The 17,359-nt window shown below is 41.1% G+C and carries 12 protein-coding genes; 4 read left to right on the top strand and 8 right to left on the bottom strand.

Translation table 11 applies throughout. The annotated features are described in order from the left end of the window. Window positions 1–2: 2 nt before the first annotated feature. The 3 genes from HGJ91_RS12790 to HGJ91_RS12780 all read right to left on the bottom strand — a co-directional run bounded on the left by HGJ91_RS12790 (window position 3) and on the right by HGJ91_RS12780 (window position 4,868). Window positions 3–2,168, bottom strand: a complete 2,166-nt coding sequence (locus HGJ91_RS12790) for an NAD(P)-binding protein (protein WP_291348199.1) — start codon at window positions 2,166–2,168, stop codon at window positions 3–5. A gap of 16 nt (window positions 2,169–2,184) precedes the next feature. Continuing rightward, window positions 2,185–2,700 (bottom strand): 4Fe-4S dicluster domain-containing protein, encoded by a 516-nt coding sequence (locus tag HGJ91_RS12785; RefSeq protein WP_291348198.1) that lies wholly within the window; start codon window positions 2,698–2,700, stop codon window positions 2,185–2,187. Between the two features lie 86 nt (window positions 2,701–2,786). Continuing rightward, on the bottom strand, window positions 2,787–4,868 hold the full coding sequence (locus HGJ91_RS12780) for a molybdopterin-dependent oxidoreductase (RefSeq protein ID WP_291348197.1): 2,082 nt from the start codon (window positions 4,866–4,868) through the stop codon (window positions 2,787–2,789). A gap of 433 nt (window positions 4,869–5,301) precedes the next feature. On the opposite strand from HGJ91_RS12780, the gene HGJ91_RS12775 reads away from it, so the two are divergent. Next, a complete protein-coding gene (locus tag HGJ91_RS12775; RefSeq protein WP_291348196.1) occupies window positions 5,302–7,881 on the top strand; it encodes a PEP/pyruvate-binding domain-containing protein in 2,580 nt (859 codons plus the stop codon). Window positions 7,882–7,903: 22 nt separating this feature from the next. Continuing rightward, window positions 7,904–8,914 (top strand): dual specificity protein phosphatase, encoded by a 1,011-nt coding sequence (locus HGJ91_RS12770; RefSeq protein ID WP_291348195.1) that lies wholly within the window; start codon window positions 7,904–7,906, stop codon window positions 8,912–8,914. Window positions 8,915–8,917: 3 nt separating this feature from the next. Here the strand turns inward: HGJ91_RS12770 and HGJ91_RS12765 are convergent, their stop codons facing one another. From HGJ91_RS12765 to HGJ91_RS12745, 5 genes are all read right to left on the bottom strand, one after another. Further along, window positions 8,918–9,280, bottom strand: a complete 363-nt coding sequence (locus HGJ91_RS12765; protein WP_291348194.1) for a response regulator — start codon at window positions 9,278–9,280, stop codon at window positions 8,918–8,920. Beyond that, entirely contained in the window at window positions 9,255–11,291 is a 2,037-nt protein-coding gene (locus HGJ91_RS12760; protein ID WP_291348193.1) for an ATP-binding protein, read from the bottom strand. Before HGJ91_RS12760 ends, HGJ91_RS12765 begins: the two co-directional genes overlap by 26 nt. A gap of 16 nt (window positions 11,292–11,307) precedes the next feature. Beyond that, window positions 11,308–12,228 carry a phosphate/phosphite/phosphonate ABC transporter substrate-binding protein gene (locus HGJ91_RS12755; protein WP_291348192.1) on the bottom strand — a complete coding sequence of 307 codons (921 nt, stop codon included), beginning with the start codon at window positions 12,226–12,228 and terminating at the stop codon, window positions 11,308–11,310. 102 nt (window positions 12,229–12,330) lie between these two features. Further along, entirely contained in the window at window positions 12,331–13,248 is a 918-nt protein-coding gene (locus HGJ91_RS12750; protein WP_291348190.1) for an AEC family transporter, read from the bottom strand. Further along, a complete protein-coding gene (locus HGJ91_RS12745) occupies window positions 13,245–14,663 on the bottom strand; it encodes a hypothetical protein (protein ID WP_291348189.1) in 1,419 nt (472 codons plus the stop codon). The genes HGJ91_RS12750 and HGJ91_RS12745 overlap by 4 nt, the downstream gene beginning before the upstream one ends. Window positions 14,664–14,883: 220 nt before the next feature. Between HGJ91_RS12745 and HGJ91_RS12740 the strand changes: the two genes are divergently transcribed. After that, complete coding sequence (locus tag HGJ91_RS12740; protein ID WP_291348187.1) at window positions 14,884–15,657, top strand: LytTR family DNA-binding domain-containing protein; 774 nt, start codon at window positions 14,884–14,886, stop codon at window positions 15,655–15,657. Window positions 15,658–15,659: 2 nt separating this feature from the next. Next, a complete protein-coding gene (locus HGJ91_RS12735) occupies window positions 15,660–17,276 on the top strand; it encodes a LytS/YhcK type 5TM receptor domain-containing protein (protein ID WP_291348186.1) in 1,617 nt (538 codons plus the stop codon). Window positions 17,277–17,359: the final 83 nt, after the last annotated feature.

Genomic DNA, 17,359 nt, shown 5'->3' with positions numbered 1-17,359 from the left:
TTTTATTTTAGGTTAACAGGTCGTGTTTCAACATTAATTTTTGCACTTAGCTTCCGCTGGCAATTATTGCACAAGAGCCTGCTCTCAGTCACTTTTGTGACATTCCCTGTTTTCTGAGAAATAAACTGTAGATACTCAATAGAGGGGAGAACAGCATTACATTCTTCACAATATTGGATCTCCTGTTTGTTCAAAATCGTGCCACAAAGTTTCAGCATCCTTTGCCCATTCTCTTCTTCGATGACAATAGCTTTATTTTCACAATTAGCCGCACATGCTCCACAGGTAATGCATTTTTCACTTGTTGCCCTGAAATCTGTTTCAGAAGGATTATCAAAATCCATATATCCGAATTTAAGCGCATCAATCCCCATCTTATCCCTGCAGATTTCCACACATTTTCCGCATCTTCGGCAGATATCGCACCTAAGACACCTGGCAGCCTCCCGGCGGACACTTTCTTCATCATACCCAAGTTCTACCTGCTGAAACATGGTTCGCCGCCTGTCTACATTCAGCATGGGCATTTCAGGATGTTTAAGGGTCATTTTCCGGCTGGCTGACATTTCAATGGGATGTTCAATATTATGCCTGATGGGAAGTTTAGGCATCCTGGGCTGGGGGATATGGTTCAGATACCGATCTATTGCCTCTGCCGCCCTTTTTCCTCCGCCAATGGCCTCAATCACGGTTGCAGGACCGGACACAGCATCCCCTGCTGCAAACACACCCGGCATGGTGGTTTCCATACTGGCATGATTCACTTCTATGGTACCTCTGCGTGTCCAGTTCATTTGATCAAAGGCTTCCATGCCATCATCATCCACATATTGACCAATGGCACTGATGACAGCATCTGCTTTGATAGTAAAATCCTTGCCCAGTATGGGAACGGGTGCCAGTCTGTCAGATCCTTTTTTCTTGATCAACTCGGCTTTAATACACTCAAGCCCGGTAATGATACCGTTTTCACCAACAACTTCTTTGGGAATGGTTAAAAAAGCAAATTCAATGCCTTCTTCCTCTGCCTGCTCAACTTCCTCTATATCCGCCGGCATCTGGGTTCTGGAGCGCCTGTAGGCAATGGATACCCTCTCAGCTCCAAGCCTTAGACTGGTCCTTGCTGCATCTATGGCAACATTTCCACCACCGATAACAACCACATGTTTGCCGGGTACATGGTGTTCCCCTAAGGCCACATCTTTTAAAAATTCAACGGCATCAAAAACCTTTGGAAAATCTTTTTCCCCTTTTATTCCCAGATCCCAGGATTTATGGGCACCAATGGCAATAAAAAAGGCTTCATAACCCTCCTTTTTCAATTGCTCAAATGAAACATCTTTTCCAAACCGAGTATTATAAGAAAATTCAACACCAAGATCTTCAATCATAGCCACTTCCCTGTCAATTACTTCCCTTGGCAGGCGATATCTTGGGATTCCCACCATAATCATACCACCTGGAACGGGCAGATCCTCAATTACCCTTACTCCATAGCCCATCAACGCAAGATAGTATGCAGCAGAAAGTCCGCCCGGACCGGCACCGACAACACAAATTTTTCTCCCGTTAAAATCCTCTTTCTCAGGATTTTTATAGGCCCTGTCCGACATTGCCCTTTCGGCTGCAAAGGCTTTTAAGAACTTGATGGAAACCGGCGTATCAATTCTGGCACGGACACACATCATTTCACAGGGTCTTGTGCAGATCAGCCCGCAAACCCAGGGCAATGGATTGTCACGGCGGATCACTTCAATTGCCTGGGCATCCTTTCCTTCGGCAATCAGGCTCAGGTAAGTCGGGATGTCAATTCCGGCAGGGCATGCCATCTGGCAGGGTGAGGGCGCCAGCTTCCCACAATCGTGGGAAGGGCAATTCTTTGTTTCAATATGGCTTTGAAATACTTCCCTGTGTTTCGCTATTTTTGTTTTCAGGAAATTACCGATTTCGATGTTCTGCACCAGACTTGTGTCATAAAAATATTCTTCAATAAGAGAATCAATGGCCAAAAGATGATCAGAACCGCCGGCGCCCTCTGCAATCTCTTCTGTCAAATGCAAAATCTGTTCAGAGATTCTCCTCCCTTTAGGATCAGTTAAATATCCCGAACTGATCTGTTCAGAAAGATAAATAACTGTTTTTCTAACCGGACAGGTTTTTTCTGCCATTTTTTCTCCTTAACGACTAGAAACTGCTTTTTTCAAGGGATGCAACTGCTGATGCATGCCGCTCACGCCGAATCTGAGTTGTTTCTTCAACATTACCAAACTGCAGGCAACCAGTTGTACAGGTGGTCACGCAGGCAGGATCTAACCCCTCGTCTATTCTATCCATGCAATAGTCGCACTTTTCCACCTTCCCTGTATCCTGATTCCACTGGGGAGCTCCCCAGGGGCAGGCAGAAACACAGGTTTTACAACCCACACACAGATCTTTATCAACAAAAACAATACCATCCTTGCTTCTTTTCTGCATAGCCCCTGTGGGACAGGCAGAAACACACCATGGGTTTTCACAATGAAAGCAGGGCATGAAAATAAATGAAGTTTTCGGCAACCCGTTAATAAATTTTGGACCCACCTGGATGATCTGGCAGAGTTTCGGCCCTATGGGGAGATTCTTGTTGGACTTGCACTGGATTTCACAGGCATGACATCCAATACATTTTTTAATGTCCTGGAATAGATAATATTTACTCATTCAAAGCCTCCGACCTTATATATAATTTAGTATCTGATTTATACCTTTTTGTTGCTATCAGACTCATTGTCCTGATTTTCCTTTAATCAAAGGGGTTTGACCGTTACAAAGGTCTCATGAAATGCAGGACTTCCTCCGACCTTGTCATATACATTTTCCTGAAGCACTGCATCGGAAAGCCCTTTATTAAATGATCTTTTTGCCCTGGCGGCTTCATGTCCATATCCATGGAGCATAAAAACTGCTTCAGGATGGATCAGATCTGTAACAAAGGCTTTTATCTGGCCCTTACCAACTGGTGAAGACACTTCAACAACAGCATTATTTTTAATCCCCAGTTCATCTGCCTTGGCTGTATTGATCCACAAAGTATTTTCACTCTCCAGTTCGTTCAGATAGGGAACATTCTGGGTAGACACATGGGTGTGGATAGCCGAACGTCCCACCACCAGACGAAATTTACCGTCCTCGGGCTGTGGAATCGCTTCATATTCGGGAAAAGATTTAAACCCGGCATCTTCAAGCAGGGAGGATTTAAATTCTATTTTACCGGAGGGGGTTTTAAAAGGAAGATTATCCCTGTCCCAGAAAATCTGATCAGATCCATAGGCCACAAATCCCTTTTTCTCAAAATCTTCCTTGGTAAAACCAGTGCCTTCAAGCTGCCAGTCGACCAGGTCTTCCATGGTTTCGTATGGAAAATAATCACCTATTCCCAGCTTTTCACCGATTTTCTTCAAAATCACGGCGCCATCCATGGTATCATATCTGGGTTCAACCGCTTTTTTTCTCAAAAACATCTGGGGTTTGAGCCCGTTCATCTGCTGGATACAGTCAGTCCTCTCAAGATAAGTGGATTCCGGCAAAATCACATCTGAATACCAGGCAATATCAGAATAGTTAATGTCAATGGCGACAATTAGGTCCAGCTTCTCCAGCGCTTTTTTGGTCTGGTTTGTATCGGCAATGGACATAAGCGGATCAAGACGATAGGCAATCAATGCCTTCAAAGGATAAGGATCTTCATTCAAGATCGCATAGGGCAGAATTTGTCCAACCCCGTGGCTGGGATCAGGAAGTGGAAAATCCTTGGTACCGACTTTATCAAATCTGGGCACATCAATCTTTGGAAAATCCTGGCTGACAAGTTTTCTGGCAGCCTTTCCACCGACCTCTCCCGGACCCTTTTTAAAGAAAATTCCGCCTTTTGCTTCCACGCTGCCCATTAAGGCATTGAGCATCAGAATAGACCGGCGCATATAAATTTCATTGGTCTGGCTGGCCCCTCGATATCCATAATGAAAAATCACGGCGGGTTTGACCTGGCTGACTTCCCTTGCAAGACTGATAATCTCTTCTGCCGAAATCCCCGTCTCTTTTTGTGCCCATTCGGGTGTATAGGTTTCAACAAAATCCTGAAGTTCGTTCAGACCATGAACCCATTTTGAAACAAATTCCGCATCATAAAGCCTTTCCTTTAAAATGACATGCATGAGGGCATAATTTAAGGCCAGATCGGTTCCCGGCCGGATCATCCAGTACCGGTGAGCCTTGGAAGCCGTGACATTTACCCTGGGATCGATATAGGTCAGCTTTGCACCCTTTTCCATTGCATTCATCAGGGTGTTGACTTCTTTTACTGCCAGGGATTCAAAGAGATTCCTGCCGTAAAGAACAATATGTTTTGTGTTCCCATAATTGATTCCCATCTGGCCGTCTGTATAGCCGAATAAAGAACGGCAGGCTGTGTTGACAGACCCCTTGCACAGGGCATCATGGGTAAAATGATTTGGGGATTTCAGTGCCTTTAAAAAGGTTTTGCTTACATGGGTTGAAAGCTGAGCCCTTTCACACAGGGCAATGCTGTGCCCTCCATTTTTATCAATGATCTCCTTAAGCCGGGTTGCGACATAATCAATTGCTTCCTCCCAGGAAGCCTTTCTCCAATTCCCGGACCCGCGTTCACCGACCCTGATGAGCGGGGATTGTAGCCTCTGATCATCATAGAGCAGGGATTTACCTGCTGATCCTCTGGGACACAGGCTGCCGTCTATACCGGCTACATGTTGATTTCCTTCTATCCAGTCTACATGTCCGTCTTTTACCTTAACCTTAATAGGACACCTGACAGAACACATGAAACACAAACTGAAAACATCTTTATCCATAATTTATTGCCTCCTTTAGCAAACTTTTATTTTGCAACCTCTTATTCCTTTATAGCCATAAGCGTGCCATTTTTTTTCATCCTGCAAAACAAGAGCTCAATCAAAAAGCCAACTATTTGAAATTTAATAAAATATTGTTGTTCGTAATGATTAAAAAATTATGAAGTACGCGTATTTGGAGTGTACATTGAATATTTTTCATTTTTTAGCCAAATTTTTTCAAAATACCTGAAAGCCCTTTCTCAACAAGGGTTTTCCTAATTTAAAGATAAAAATGTCATAAAAATATGGCGCAATAAAAATATGGCGCTGCATTTTTTTTATTGCGCAGATGAATACAAAATCCTGTTTGTATTCTTTTGTTTTCAATGCTACCTTTAAAATATCCTTAAGCGATAGATTTAAACCAATGAACCATAACAGTTTATAAATCATGTTGATTAAAAACCTATTCAGATACTGGACATACCAGGTATTTTCTCCGGGAACTATTTTAAGAGAAAAATACGAATCATTTAAGGCCTTGCTGGAATATGACAAGGCAGCCCATGAGTTTATGGCAAGTCTGGAGGATATTTATTATACTCAAAAAAAATGTGACTTTCAGACCGTCGTAAAAACCTATGAGCACTTTGCAGCTTCAGTTTTAAAAATGGTTGAAGAACTTTTAAAAATGTGCCCGTCAAACTATTGGAGCCTAAAAGATTATTTTAAGAAATTTGATTTTTATATCCGGTTTATGCTTGCCCCACAGGCGTTTGAATTTTCACCGCCATTTATCATCGAATTTGATAAAATCTCATCATTTAATGAAGCAGTTACAGGCAGAAAGGCATTCTCTCTGTCTTGTCTGAATAATGAACTCCACCTGCCATCACCCAATGGATTTGTCATCACAACCAATACTTTTCATTATTTCTTGGAGACCAATGATTTACGGGAACCCATTAATGAACAACTGGCCAACCTTGATATCAGCGACTCCTCATCTTTGGAACGGACAGCCCGTAAAATTGAACAATTAATATTAAATGCAACGGTACCCGAAGATATTGATGCCGCTGTAACAGGTGCCATAAACTCCCTTGGGCAGAATAAGGAGGTCAATTTCAGGGTTGCACTTCGAAGCAGTGCTGTTAAAGAGGATGGAAAAGTTTCCTTTGCCGGTCAGTATCAAACCCTGTTAAATATAAATAAAGAAGATGTTTTAAACGGATATAAACAGGTCATTGCCGGCAAATATTCCGCCCATGCACTCTTTTACAGGATCAGCCGCGGGATACTGGACGATGAAACCCCCATGGCTGTCCTGGTCCTTGAAATGATTGATTCAAAAACATCCGGTGTGATCTATACCCGGGATATTGAAGACCCGCTTTCTGACGATTTATTAATCCATTCAGTCTGGGGACAGGGCGGACTGCTCGTGGAAGGGGAAGCATCACCGGATGTTATCAGGGTATCAAAAAAAAATCCTGTTACTATTGTCAGCACAAAAATTGCAACCAAACTAAAACAAATGGTTTTAGAACCGGAGACTCAAACCCAAACCATTGATACAGACCAAGACAAAAGAAATCTGCTTTCCCTTGATGAGCCATCTGTTTTGACCCTTGCCAGATGGGGCATTTCCCTTGAAGCTCATTTTAATCAACCCCAGGATGTTGAGTGGTGCCAGAACAAATTCGGCAAGCTTTTTATCCTACAGTCCAGGCCGTTGAATCTCCATCCAGGTGCGATCCAAAACAACGAAAAACAGGTCCGGATCACGGAAAATAAAATTATTAATACAATTATTTGTTCGGGGGGAGAGATGGTCTCTCCGGGAACCGGTTCAGGTCCTGTCTACAGACTTGAACACTTATCGCAAGCACTCCATATCCCCGATGGATCAGTGGTTGTGGTCAGACATGCTTTGCCTCAATTTGTTATAGCAATAAATAAAATGACTGCGATCATTATCGGCACGGGAAGCCGCGCCAGCCATTTTTCATCCATTGCCAGGGAATATGGGGTTCCAGCCATTGTAAATGTCGGCAATGGATTCGATGATCTTGTCCAGGGAAGTCATGTGACTGTGGATGCAGACAGATGTATTGTATACGAAGGAACGGTAAAATCTTTATTAGAAAGAACCACATCAAAAGAGAATTTTTTCAAAGACAGCTCTTTTATGGTCAAACTGCAGTATGTGATTAATTTTTGTGCCAAATTAAAACTGACTGATCCTGAGTCCGACTCTTTTGTCCCGGAAGCATGCAGATCTCTTCATGATATTATCCGGTTTGTTCATGAAACTGCTGTGAAAGAAATGTTTTTAATCGGAGATAGAAAAGGCGGCAGGAAAAAAGGGGCAAAAAAACTCATCTCCGATATCCCTATGCTCTTTTATGTCCTTGATGTGGGCCAGGGAATCAAAGCGGGACAGATGAATGAAAAAATATTGAGGCCAAAAGATATTGCCAGCATTCCTATGAAAGCCGTATTAGAAGGGCTGTCAAACCCGGGAATATGCTGGTCTGAAACCACCCATTTTGACTGGGAGGAATATGACAGAATTGTCATGGCCGGAGGCATCATCAGTGCAGATTCCTCTATGTTCGGAAGCTATGCGGTTCTGTCAAAAGAGTATTTAAACGTCAACTTCAGGTTTGGATATCATTTTGTTATTCTGGATACCATCTGCTCTTCTTCAAAAAAAGATAATTATATTCTTTTCAGATTTTCCGGTGGCGGTGGCAGTCCTGCCGGAAGGTTTCTCAGGGCCAATTTTATTAAAGAAATTTTAACACGGCTCGGGTTTATGGTGGAGATCACATCAGATCTTATTGATGCAGAGTTCAAGAACGGTTCATTAAAAACCATGAAAGAAACACTGGATATGACAGGGCGTCTTTTGGGGGCGACGAAACTCATGGATATGTATCTTAAAGAAAACACGGAATTAGAATTTTTAATAGATGATTTTATGAACGGCCAATATGATTTCAGGTCGGCTGTTGATAAAGGATGATAAACATGAACGGCCATAAAATTTGAAAGAAGACTCAATGTTCCCATACCCCATCACATGGATCACAGACAGCCTTGCTGTCGGATATGCCCCCATGTCATATGCTGAGCTTGAGACCATAAAAACTAAGGGGATTAATGCCATTGTAAATCTTTGCGCTGAATTCAGTGATCTTCATGACCTTGAAGAATCTTCAGGATTTGAGGTATATTACCTTCCCATATGGGATGAGGATATTCCCAAAATGACAGATATGGAAAAGGCCCTGGCCTGGCTTGATGAGGCCCTTTATCTTGAAAAAAAAGTGTTGGTCCATTGCCGGCACGGGATTGGCAGAACAGGCACCTTTATCACCTCCTACATGATTCGCAGAGGTCTTACTCTCAAAGCGGCTTCAAAAAAATTAAAGTCCTCAAACGCAAATCCCTCCAATTATGGTCAGTGGAAACTATTAAAAAAGTATGGTAAAAAATCAGGCATCCTCAAGATCAGGGAGCCCTCCTTAGAGATTAAAAACAGGGTAGATCTAAGTCTTTTTTTTTCTGATTATGAATCTTTGATTGAAAATATTGATAAAGAAGTTAAAAATCGACCCAAAAGAGACCATATCCAATGTGGCAGGACAGCGCATAAATGCTGTTTTGAAAATTTTAATCTTCAACTGATAGAAGTCATTTACCTCCACTCAAAAATAAACAAACATTTTACATCAGCTCAAAGAAAAACGTTAATAAAAAAGGCTGCTGAGACATCTAAAAACGGAGACATGTTATGCCCGCTCAATGACGGCTCAGGTTGTCAGATTTACGAATTAAGGCCGGCAAGATGCCGAATTTACGGAATATTTGAGTTTTCAAAAGACAAATATGAGATCCAGGATATGCTTTTTGAACTCTCCCAAACCGTATTCTTAGCCTTTTCAGGAAAATTCCTGCCAGATACTGATTTTACGTTTTCCGTAGCGGATACAATTTCAGGAAAATTTGTTCAAAAATACTTCCATTATATGTCCGGCCTTGAAAAAAAAGACTGATCTTTATAAATTTTTTAGAACTTCTTCCACCTTGTCTTCCAATTCATCTTTATCAATGGGTTTTACACAGTATTCGCTGGCACCCAGCTTTAAACACTCCCTGGCGGTCTCAATGGTGGGATAGCCTGTCAGCATGATCACCCGAATAGACGGTGACCTTTTTTTCAATTCTTCCAGAACCTCAACCCCGCTCATTTTTTTTAACTTGATATCCAGAATCGCCAGATCAACCTTATTGGATCCCACAAATTGGATGGCATCTTCTTCTTCCGTAAAAGGAATAACCGAATGCCCTTTTCTTTCAAGAATCCGTTTAATCAGGTTAGCTGCATCCAGAACATCATCCAGTGCGAGAATATTCGCCATTTAATTCTCCCTTTTTCATATTTAAGCCAGAGGGCAGTACAACAATAAATTGTGTTCCCCCATCTTCTTTCTTTCCTGATAGCGGAGGAGAGAAGACTTTAATCCTTCCGTTATGCTCTTTTATAATACCAAATGTGACTGACAATCCGAGGCCTGTTCCTTTATCCGGGCTCTTGGTGGTGTAAAATGGTTCAAATATCTTACTTATATTTTCTTTAGCAATTCCTATACCTGTATCTGATATGGATACTTGGATCTCATTTTGAATCTCCCCGATCCCGGTGTTAACAAAGATGCTGCCATTTTCTTCAATGGCATCAAATGCATTGTTCAAAAGATTGATAAAGACCTGCTTTATTTTTTCCTTATCTCCTTTCATCAACAAAGGCTCTTTATGGTATTCATATTTCACCATAACATGATTCAAGCTGAATGTATGTTCCACCACACCTAAAACTTCTTCAATGGCTTCATTAATATTAAACTCCGTTATAATACTTTTACCGGAGCGGGAAAAATTTAAAAGATCTGCGACAATTTTGGAACAAATTTTTGTCTGCTTAACAATGGTTGCCACATCATCATAAATCTGTCCTTCCTTTTCAACATCTTCCAGTAAAAGCTGGGCATATCCAAGGATAATCCCAAGGGGTGTGTTGATCTCATGGGCGACTCCGGCGGCCAGCCGCCCGACAGATTCCATCTTCTGGGCCTGGGTAAGCTGTTCCTGAACGGCTTTAAGCTGTGTAATATCCCTGCCGCTGCAGACAAGACCCTTTACCCGGTCTTTTACTTCCGAAACAGGAATTTTTACCACATGCAGCCACTTTGGTCCTTTTGATCCAGACAGTCTGTTTTCTTTAACAAGGGGAATTCCTGTTTCAAGAATGCTTTTGTCCTCTTGGTTATATAGTTCCGCCTGGTTTCCGGAAAACAAATCATCGTTTCCCCTGCCGACAATGTCTTCTTTGTTTTTATTCAACATTTCACAAAAGGCCCTGTTGACCGAGACATACCGGCCTTCATGATCCTGCAGGGATATGAAATCCGGTATGGCATCCAAAATCATCTGGAGCAAGGCTTTTTGTTCATTCAAAATACTTTCGGCACTTTTCAGATCAGACAGGTTGCCTCTCAAAGACAAGGTCATGGCATCAAAGCTTTCTGCCAGGCACTGAATTTCATCTCCTGAACATTGTTTGTAAACAGAACATTGCTGGCAGGAGTCCATTTTTTTAGCGTATTCACCTTCAACACAAGTTTGACAAAGGGTTCCTGCCAGATACCAGCACCGGTGATGAAAATTTTTATATGCCGGGCAATCTTTTTGATGACATTGCATAATATCCCAACAATTTTTTTTCAACATCGGAGCCGTTCTGATATCAAGATTTCCCCGCAATGCCTGTTCTGAGGATTCATGAAGCTTTTGTATGCTTTTTGTCACAGGATTGAGCAGCAGGGATCCGATGAAACCTGCAATGAGAATTGTCAACATTATAGTTACCACCACAGAAATGATGATTTTATTGACTGCTTTTTCAGCCCGTGTTCGAAAAAGACCCAGCCTCAGTGTTCCCAATCGATTATCATTAATAATAACAGGAATTGCATAATCATAAATCAAGTGTTCGCCGATATCCAGAAGCTGTATAGATCCTTTCTGGTTGTCCAGAACAGTGTTTGACCTTTTGAGCCCTACTGGAAACCCATGTTTAAACGTATGGGTAAGAGGGTTGTCTTCCTCATCCAGAACAAAGGTATAAAAGATATCATCGCCCAGTTGTACGGTTTCATCCACCAGGACTTTCATTCTCAAAAAATCCATAACCAATATGGGTTCCACCATCCGGGCTGAAAGGCTTATTCCTATTGAAATTCCCCGATTTTTTAATTCTTCCAGCATGGATTCTTTTACGACATGGCTGACCCAGAAAAAAATAACAAGGCCCTGGATCAGAAGCAGAGAAAAAAAACCCAGATATATTTTACCACGAAATCCCAGCTTCATTTATTTATGTCATCCTTTATTCATCAAGACTTATGTCCACCCTGGCAGCCAATTGCCTCACAGAGTCAAAATCCGAATCGGAAGAGCTTATTACCTTAATAAAATCGGCGGCCTCTAATATTTCACGATGACTCTTAATATTAAAATCCAGTTTCCCCAAAGCCTGTTTTAATTTTTCCACGATCTTTTTATCCAGGTTTTTCCTGGCAGCATACACCCACCCCGGGTAGGGGTCTGTCATTGAAACAATCTTTATTTTATTGACATTTATTCTACCTGACACCACTTCCAAAGTGCCTTCCCTGATGGTTCCGATATCATATTTCCCGGCATAAACAGAAAGAACAACCTTTTCCTGCTTTCCTCCGGGACCCGGTGCAAAGGCAATCTCCTTAAAATCCAGTTTTGTAATGCCATGGTCCATGAAATGACCCAATGGGAATAGATAGCCTCCTGCTGATGTTGAGTCCACGGCAATCCATCTTTTATGACGACAATCGGATATGGTTTGGATGAATGAATTATCTGTCCTGCAAATAATCTGCCCCCTGAAGCTATCTTTGCCGTCCATTTCCACAATCCTGGCAAAGGCCTCTGCTCCATATTGATGGGCAATTTTTACATAAACAACCGGATTGGAAAAGGAAATATCAATTTTTTTCTGGCCCACCATTTTCATGTGCTCGTCAAATGTATCCGGAAATATCTGTTTGATATTCAGGCTGGTCACTTTTCGTAAATATTGAATGAGAGCATGGTGACGGGTGTGAGATACCGTATGGGAATATTGGGGAAGATAGGCATAAGTGACAACGTCTGCCTCCTCTTTAAGTGCAACCTGCTCCTTTTTACTCAAGTCCACTTTAGTGGCAGATTCATTTTCTCCACATCCGGGAAATAATAAAAAGCAAAGCAAAAGCACCCATCCGTATTTCACTTTATTTCTCCTTTCTATTTTATTACCCTAATTCTATCAACAGATTAACCATACCATATAGATGGTGTTTTAGCTAAAAATATTTAAACGCCTCTGGCTAACCTAGCCGATAGTGAGCCACAACCCATAGGTCAGACCTGACATAATGGTACAAATGGATATGGCTGCCACTGCAAAATCAGGATCACCCCCGATCTCCTTTGCCATAATATAAGTAAGCGTTGCGCTGGGAGAAGAAAGGATAATCAATCCCGGAAGATAATCGTCTGGATGAACAGATAAAAGCTTAAACAATATAAATCCGATAGCAGGTGCAACCATCACCTTTAAAAAGCAGGATATCAGAACATTCAAAAACTGTGGTTTTAATTTTTCAAAAGAAAGGGACGCACCAATAATCAGCAGGGCCAGGGGCAACGCCATACCCTTTAAAATATCCAGAGCCCTGTCAATAATCAAGGGCATTGCTATATTGAACAGAGAGAATAAAATGCCTGCCAGGGCTGACAATATCACAGGGTTGGCCATGGTTTTTTTCATGGTATCAAACATCCCTGGGCGATCTTTGTTGTTCCTGCTGTGATATTGCAAGACAATGACGGCAAGGATATTCTGAAGTATCATCACAAACCCTGCTATGATCGCAGCTTTTACAAATCCGCTATTCCCCAGATAATAGAATGCAACTGCAAGGCCAATATAACCAAGATTGCCATGAAACGCGCATTGAATAAACGTTCCTTTTGATGGTTTTGCCATTTTTAAAAAACAGGCTGCCCCAAAGGCAATGGCAGTAATTGCCACCAGCGAAACCAGTGTGATGAGGATCACTTCAAGATTCATCTGGGTGTTTAAGCTGGCTTTTGAAATGGAGCTGAAAATCATGGCCGGAATGGCAATATAATATACCAGGCGATTGGCCTGATTTAAAAAATCCGGTGTGATAAATCTTTTTTGTTTTGCAAATAATCCTAAAAAGATAATAATAAATATTGGAATAATGGTTGAAAAAATATTCATATGAAAGATCGATCCTTTGTCTGCCACCACCCAATAGTCGTGCCAAGTCTCTGGAATTCAATATGCTCTTTTAATTCAATCTGCCGTATCCAGTCTGCAAGGCCTGAAGCATGATGAATGATCAACGGTGTGCTGTGGTTGGGTAAAATATCCAGGGAGAGTTGATACATGCTGATAGTTTTATTGATCCCATAAGAGATATCCGGGTTGTCCCAGGGGGTGGGATGGATAAACCCGTGATTGGCCCCTTCTTCTTTCAGGTAACCGAAATGAGCAGGATATCTGGATTTTAATTGTCTTATCGCCTGAACGGCATCAAGATTTGTCTGTTTATCAAGGCCTTTGTTAAGATTCTTTAAAATAGTATCATCAAAAGACTCAAATCCAATGGAAGACAATAAAATTCGAACATTCTTTTTTACAGCAATTTTTAGTACTTTTTCCAAAGACTCCAATCCGTTTAAGAAATAATCCGCTCGAAGGGTTAGATTGATCTGGGACAATTCAGCAGACTGTTCATCCATCAGTTCAAAGATTCTTGCAAGCTTAAACAACGGACTTTCATTAATCAGCTCAAACGGTATTTTCCTGCCGTCTGGGCTTGTTGGTAAACATAATAATTGTTCTTTTATTGCCGTTTCATTCACTGCTCCCATATATCCTTTATCCGCTGCCACATCGCAAAAACTGCATCCTTTCTGGCAAATAGTAACAAACGACGGTTGAAAGCCTTTTTTTGTAAGCCCCGCAGGATAGTCAATGGAGATTTTTCTTTCTTTCGCTGCATGCTGGCACCCGATCTGTTGCAATACCTGTGCAGTTGTAATGGTTATCGGCTCAAAAACTGCATCCTTCAGGACATGGAGTGTTTGCCAGTCCACTTTTGAAAGGAAGGCATCATCCCAGGGTATGGATGGATTTTCAATAATTTGACCCTGTTCACCCTTGCATAAAACCCCTTCAAGTTTTGATACATCAAAATCCGGGCCTGATGCTAAAACCGGTATTATCTGTTGGGCCGGGCCGTGAAGGGCAAAGGAAAAATGATCAGATAATCCTTTAAACCGGTGGGGATGTGTCTGCCAATCAATTTCCCCTTTATAATCAGGTCCTGCCTGGGGACCGGCAAGAATAGTAATTGCACCCTCATCTTTTAATTCTCCGGCAAAATCAAATAGATCCGGTCTTCCCCCAAGAGTTGAAAATCCCACAACTTTTTGACGGTCTTTAAAATAATGGTTTAAGGCGATTTTTAAATCTTTTTTATCATCCTCATTGGTAACTCCCACAACGATGGCGGCATAATCAGTATAATCATTAATAATGGTGGCTGCCATCTGGGGACCTAAAAGCCCATAAGATTCCCCTGTAAAATAACCTGTGATAATGACCAGTTTCTTTGTTTTTTCTTTCATATTTATAACTTTAAAATTAAAAAGCGCCCTTTTATTAAACAGCATACTGCATGTTCCAAAATTTATTTTGGAACATGCAGTATAAACCAACTTAAATCCTTATGAAAGATTTTATCTTGATTAGCATCAGTCATGGAAATAAAAAGGTAATCTTGAAATTTTTAAAAAATACTGCCATAAAAATATATGGATTAATTTTACTTGATAAAATTAAGGTGGCATGAAAATTAACTGCATTATTATAGATGATGAACACCCGGCAAGAGAGGAACTTGTCTATCTGCTTTCAGAATATGATGAAATAAAAATAATGGATCAGGCAGATTCTGCATCAAAGGCTGTTACATCAATACAAAAAAACAGGCCCGACTTTATTTTTCTTGATATACAGATGCCGGGAAAAAGCGGTTTTGATGTTATTTCTGAAATTAAAAACATGAAAAAACCCCCACTTGTCGTATTTACAACCGCATATGACCAGTATGCGGTTAAAGCATTTGAAAAAAATGCCATTGATTACATCATGAAACCTTTTTCTCAAGACCGGCTTGAAAAAAGTATAAACCGGGTAAAAGAGATATTAAACTTAAAAAATGAGAACCTGATTCAAAAAGAGCTTAAAAAATTAATTGAAAAAACCATAACTATAAAAAAAATCAAAAAGATCTCCGTTGAACATAAAGGAAGGCTTCTTCTTTTAAATCCCGATGATATCGTTTTCTGCAGGTATAAGGATAAGAAAATATCGATTCATACAAAAAAAAATCCCTATACTCTTTACGGTATCAACACACTTAACCATCTTGAACTGCATCTTGCGTCCAATTTATTTTTTAGAAGCCATCGCAATACCATTGTCAGCTTTAACCATATTAAAGAGTTCAGTCCATGGTTCCACGGAAAATACCATTTAACCATGAACGATGGGAATAAAACCGAACTGATTGTAACACGGGACAGGGTAAAACTGTTTAAACAGCACTTAGGGATCTGATAATGCCTGATACGACGCTCATATTAAATCTTGCCAAACATGCCGGTTTTATAGTTGCTGCGGCCCTTATTCTTCTTGCGATTTCCCCGATTCAGGAATTTGGAATAAAAAAAAAATCCTATCTGAACAGGATCTTTCTCATTCTTTTCTTCGGTTTTTTTGGAATTCTGGGCACCTATAGCGGCAATCAGATTTTTGATTCATTTGCAAATCTTCGTGCCATGTCGATCATCACCGCCGGCCTTTATGCCGGCCCCCTTGTGGGTACGGGAGCCGGCTTTATTGCAGGGATGCATCGCATTCTAATTGACCCGTGGGGGTTCAGTGCCATACCGTGTGCGCTTGCAACACTTTTTGAAGGCATGTGTGCAGGATTTTTATCAAGACGCCTCGGCAAATACAGCCGGGACTGGAGAGTCGCGGCTTTCATCTGTTTCATTGGCGAGGGAATACATATGCTCATGGTCCTTGCCATGTGTCGCCCCTATTTTGAAGCAGTTGCGCTGGTAAAAATAATTGCATTCCCCATGATGCTTTCAAATCCTATTGGTACGGCACTTTTTATCCACCTGATAAAAGTCTTGTTTGCGAAAAGGGAAGAAAGGGAATCTATTCAGGCCCAGCATGTACTGGCAATTGCAAACGAGACCGTAGGATATCTTCGTGCCGGACTCAATATGGCATCTGCTAAAAAAACCGCGGAAATTATTTTCAACCGTATGGCAGTTGCAGCCGTTGCCATAACAGATAACACCACCATACTTGCCCATATCGGTGCAGGTGACGATCATCATCTTGCCGGGGAAAAGGTCCGCACAACAGCGACACGTGATGTCCTTAAAAAAGAAAAATCTATTTTTCACAGAAGCTCTAAATATATTGGATGCAGTGTTTCAACCTGCCCGTTCAACTCGGCAATTATTGTTCCCCTTAAAAAAAAGAACCACATGATTGGTACCTTAAAACTGTATGGATCAAACGATATCTCTTTAGATAAAATAAAATTTAAAATTGCCCAGGGGTTGAGCGAACTTTTTTCAACCCAGTTTGAACTTGAAGATATACAGACAAAAGAACAACTCCTGGCCCACACAAAAATAAAACATTTGCAGGCCCAGATAAACCCGCATTTTCTTTTTAATTCATTAAACACAATTGCATCATTCTGCCGGACAGATCCCAAAAAATCGCGTGAACTGATACTTGACCTGTCTTCTTATATGAGAAAAAACCTGAATTCCAGCCGGGGCTTTGTTAAGCTGTCAGATGAATTAAAACAGATTAAATCATATTTAACCATTGAAAAAGCGCGTTTTGGCGATAGGATCAATGTCAAAATTGATGTTAAAAAAGAATGTGAGCAATGGCCTGTTCCTCCCCTGATTATCCAGCCCCTGGTGGAAAATTCAATAAAGCACGGCATCTTAAGCAATGAAAACGGCGGTAAGATTGAAATCAAAATTGTAAAAAATATGGATGTGCTTGAGGTTTGTATTTCAGATGATGGTGCTGGAATGACCCCGGAACAAATAGAATCCATCTATCACATAAATGATATGGATTCCCAAAAAGGGGGGGTTGGTTTACCCTGTCGTTGCATAAAAAAAGTAGTAAATTAGTAAAGAAAAAGCTTGAGGAACCCCATGAATAAAGGTTATAATAAGTTTATGAGACAAAAAAACAACCAAATTCAGGAGGCCAC

Source organism: Desulfobacula sp., from assembly GCF_014237455.1.
In the GTDB taxonomy this organism is placed as follows: Bacteria; Desulfobacterota; Desulfobacteria; order Desulfobacterales; family Desulfobacteraceae; genus Desulfobacula.
The sequence above is the reverse complement of the archived record's forward strand: the minus strand, read 5'-3'. Positions and strand labels throughout refer to the sequence as shown.

Coding starts and splice junctions, on each gene's coding strand:
- HGJ91_RS12765 (WP_291348194.1), bottom strand. CDS start 9,280: ATGGCGAATATTCTCGCACTGGATGATGTTCTGGATGCAGCTAACCTG.
- HGJ91_RS12735 (WP_291348186.1), top strand. CDS start 15,660: ATGCCTGATACGACGCTCATATTAAATCTTGCCAAACATGCCGGTTTT.
- HGJ91_RS12760 (WP_291348193.1), bottom strand. CDS start 11,291: ATGAAGCTGGGATTTCGTGGTAAAATATATCTGGGTTTTTTTTCTCTG.
- HGJ91_RS12780 (WP_291348197.1), bottom strand. CDS start 4,868: ATGGATAAAGATGTTTTCAGTTTGTGTTTCATGTGTTCTGTCAGGTGT.
- HGJ91_RS12745 (WP_291348189.1), bottom strand. CDS start 14,663: ATGAAAGAAAAAACAAAGAAACTGGTCATTATCACAGGTTATTTTACA.
- HGJ91_RS12740 (WP_291348187.1), top strand. CDS start 14,884: ATGAAAATTAACTGCATTATTATAGATGATGAACACCCGGCAAGAGAG.
- HGJ91_RS12750 (WP_291348190.1), bottom strand. CDS start 13,248: ATGAATATTTTTTCAACCATTATTCCAATATTTATTATTATCTTTTTA.
- HGJ91_RS12785 (WP_291348198.1), bottom strand. CDS start 2,700: ATGAGTAAATATTATCTATTCCAGGACATTAAAAAATGTATTGGATGT.
- HGJ91_RS12790 (WP_291348199.1), bottom strand. CDS start 2,168: ATGGCAGAAAAAACCTGTCCGGTTAGAAAAACAGTTATTTATCTTTCT.
- HGJ91_RS12775 (WP_291348196.1), top strand. CDS start 5,302: ATGTTGATTAAAAACCTATTCAGATACTGGACATACCAGGTATTTTCT.